2 protein-coding genes and 1 pseudogene are annotated in these 3,349 nt (G+C 45.2%); all 3 read left to right on the top strand.

Annotated features, from left to right (window positions below; translation table 11 throughout):
- On the top strand, window positions 1-377 hold a 377-nt coding region (locus tag F6K37_RS35300), incomplete at its 5' end, for an MnmC family methyltransferase (protein ID WP_287255520.1).
- 439 nt (window positions 378-816) lie between these two features.
- Window positions 817-2,187, top strand: coding sequence for a bifunctional UDP-N-acetylglucosamine diphosphorylase/glucosamine-1-phosphate N-acetyltransferase GlmU (gene glmU / locus F6K37_RS35305; protein WP_287255521.1), 1,371 nt, complete (start codon window positions 817-819; stop codon window positions 2,185-2,187).
- A 286-nt stretch (window positions 2,188-2,473) separates the two neighbouring features.
- Window positions 2,474-3,349 (top strand): annotated as a pseudogene (locus F6K37_RS35310) (signal transduction protein); the annotation flags it as partial.

Genomic DNA, 3,349 nt, shown 5'->3' on the forward strand with positions numbered 1-3,349 from the left:
ACTGTCCTCAATTATGGACCCTAGAATTTATTCAACACTTAGCCCAATGTTGCTCAGACACCGGTAGACTAGCCACCTACTCTTGTGCCGCAGCAGTTAGAATTGCCCTGATCACAGCTGGGTTTACGATTGGATCTACCATTGAAGTAGGAAATCGACAACCCGGTACTATAGCTAGCTTTACTGAAGCTAATTTACCTAGCTTATCAATCCGAGAGCAAGAACATTTGCAAACTCGTGCTGCTGTGCCTTACCGAGACCCGAATTTATCAGACTCAGCCTCAGGCATTTTACACCGACGCCGCCTAGAGCAGCAAAACTCTTTACTTGAACCAACCTCTCATTGGAAAAAGCGTTGGTTGAGAGTTGATAGTTAAGATCAGCTATCAGCTATCAGCTTTCAGCTTTCAGCTTTCAGCTATTAGCTGAAAGCTAATAGCTTTCAGTTATCAGCTTTTAGCTATCAGCTATCAGCTATAGCGCTACCCGCACGCTACTTAAGGTGCTTTTGAATAAAACAGGTAACCATTTGTTTAATCTGAGTTACGTCTGCTGACCACTGACCACTGACCGCTGACCGCTGACCGCTGACTGCTGACTGCTGACCTTATAATAAGTTAATTTTAAGCTAATTAGCAATTAATCAGAGTTTAATCCGGAATAATCCTATTTATTCTCCCAATAGATTCATCATTCTTATCCTGAATTCTTAATTCTCTCTCCTGCATCTTTAAAAAAACTGCCAATTTATCACATTGAACTCAGCTCAAGTCTTAGTATGATAGGGATGCAAAGATGGAAGCAAAAAGCTAATCTATGGTTGCAGTAGCAATTCTAGCGGCAGGACGCGGAACTCGCATGAAATCTGACCTGCCCAAAGTCTGTCACCGTTTGGGTTCACAAACTCTGGTGGAGCGAGTGCTCAACAGTTGTGTTTCTATTAACCCCTCCAGAGTGATCGTCATTTGTGGCTATCAGAGTGAACGGGTAAAAGAAAGTCTAAGCGCCTACACCGATGTAGAATTCGTTGAACAGAAAGAGCAATTGGGTACTGGTCATGCCGTCCAGCAACTGTTGCCCCACTTGGCAGACGATACGGGAGACTTACTGGTCTTAAATGGTGATGTTCCCTTGTTGCGTCCCGATACCATTAAACGACTATTAGAAAGCCATCAAGCCCATAACAATGGCGCTACGATCCTAACTGCCCATTTGCCCAATCCCACCGGCTATGGACGGGTTTTCTGTGATAGTAACAATCAGCTGCAACAGATTGTGGAACACCGGGATTGCACTGATGCTCAAAAGCAAAATAACCGCATCAATGCTGGTGTCTATTGCTTCAACTGGTCTCAATTGGCTTTGGTCCTACCAAAACTGTCTGCGGATAATGACCAAAATGAGTATTACCTAACGGATGCGGTTACCATGGTTGAGCCAGTAATGGCAGTGGATGTGGAAGTAACCCACGAAATTCTCGGGATTAATGACCGTAAACAGCTGGCCATGGCTGAGCAGATTTTGCAAGAGCGGATTAAGGATGGCTGGATGAAGGCAGGGGTGACATTAATTAACCCAAACAGTATCACCATTGATGAGACTGTCCAATTGCAACCTGATGTCACCATCGAGCCCCAAACTCATTTGCGGGGTAAGACTGTCATTGGTGCTGGTAGCAGGATTGGCCCAGGGAGTCTGATTGAAAATAGCCAGTTGGGTGATAAGGTGACGGTGCTATATTCAGTGGTAAGTGATTCTGTGGTTCAAGATGGCACCCGTATTGGTCCGTATTCTCATCTTCGGGGTCATGCCCAAGTAGGAGAATCCTGCCGTATTGGAAATTTTGTGGAACTGAAAAATACTCAGATAGGCGATCGCACTAATGCCTCTCATCTATCTTATTTGGGAGATGCTACCCTAGGGTCACGAGTGAATATTGGCGCAGGTACCATTACTGCCAATTACGATGGTGTTAAAAAGCATAAAACCCAGATAGGCGATCGCACTAAGACTGGCTCGAATAGTGTTTTGGTGGCACCACTGACCTTAGGAGAGGATGTCACTGTGGCAGCTGGTTCTGTGGTTACCAAGGATGTGCCAAACGATAGCTTGGTGATTGCTCGTAGTAGAAATCAGGTCGTTAAACCCGGTTGGCGATTACAGGGAACTGAAGATTCCAACAGCTGAGCAAGGGTAAGGGATGGCCGTAAGTTGATCAGGTTGTTGGGTGGTAAGCTATCAGCATTCAGCTAATGCGCTACGCGCACGCTACGCGAACAGCTAATGGGCTACGCGCACGGTACTTGATGTGCCAAAGGCTGACGGCTGAATGCTGACGGCTGAATGCTGACGTTGGGTGAATTAACAAATTGGGTGTTTCAAGAGGGGCAATAGGGGTAACAGAAGTAAGAAGCAGCAAGCTTATGACTAAAGACTACGATAATAATTGTTGAGGGAAAATTGAGTTTGCCCTATGACTTGGGAAATTGCTTCTGTTGTTGCTGAATCTGTTGCCCCTATTTTAGGGAGAAAAATTCAAACTAGGCTAACTCCTGCCGACATCCACAAAGCAGTAGAGCAAGGACTCAAAGCTGCCCTAATGCGAGAAGAACCCTTGGCACCAGAGCAGCGCCTTTTTTATTATTCTGCTCCTGATGCGATCGCGTTTTTTCTGGAAGACTTTTTCCAAGATAGGGAAGTACAGGAGGAATTACACAAACCCCTCCAAGAGGATAACAAAATACCCTTAACCCCTCTACTTGTGGAGAAATTTAAGCAGGTAGCCTCAAACTATGCCCCCACTCAACCACAAGATAGTTTTATTCTTCCGTGGATGGAAACCTTTGTCAAGACTTATAGTGAAAAAACCAGCAGTTATTTAGAATTTCAACTAACTAAGGAAAACTATTTCCAGCAAATTTCCAACAGCGTTGATGAGGTTAAGTTTGCTGGGATGTTGGTCGGTCCACAGGATGGAAACCATGCCATTAAGCTTGACCAAATTTTTGTCATGCCTGAGGTAGAAGTGTTACATCCTCCCAGTAGTCAGCGACCGGTAGAGTTGCGGGCTTTTCACCCTCAGGTAGCCTTACCCGATCAGTCATGGCAACCATTGCGTACGCAAACGGTTAAAAAAACTCTTGCCCAATATTTATTAGCGGTAAAAACCTGGCAGGCTACCTCTGCTAAATCCCGGAACGTGATACTACTGGGTGCGCCTGGTTCAGGTAAAACCACCTTAATGAATTATGTTGCTGTAATGTTAGCCCAGAAGCAACCAGAAGCAATTGGGTTAGCGCCAGATATTGACTGGCTGCCGATTTTAATTGATATCCGGGATTGGGTCGAG

This window comes from Moorena sp. SIO4E2 (assembly GCF_010671945.1).
Classification (GTDB): domain Bacteria; phylum Cyanobacteriota; class Cyanobacteriia; order Cyanobacteriales; family Coleofasciculaceae; genus Moorena; species Moorena producens.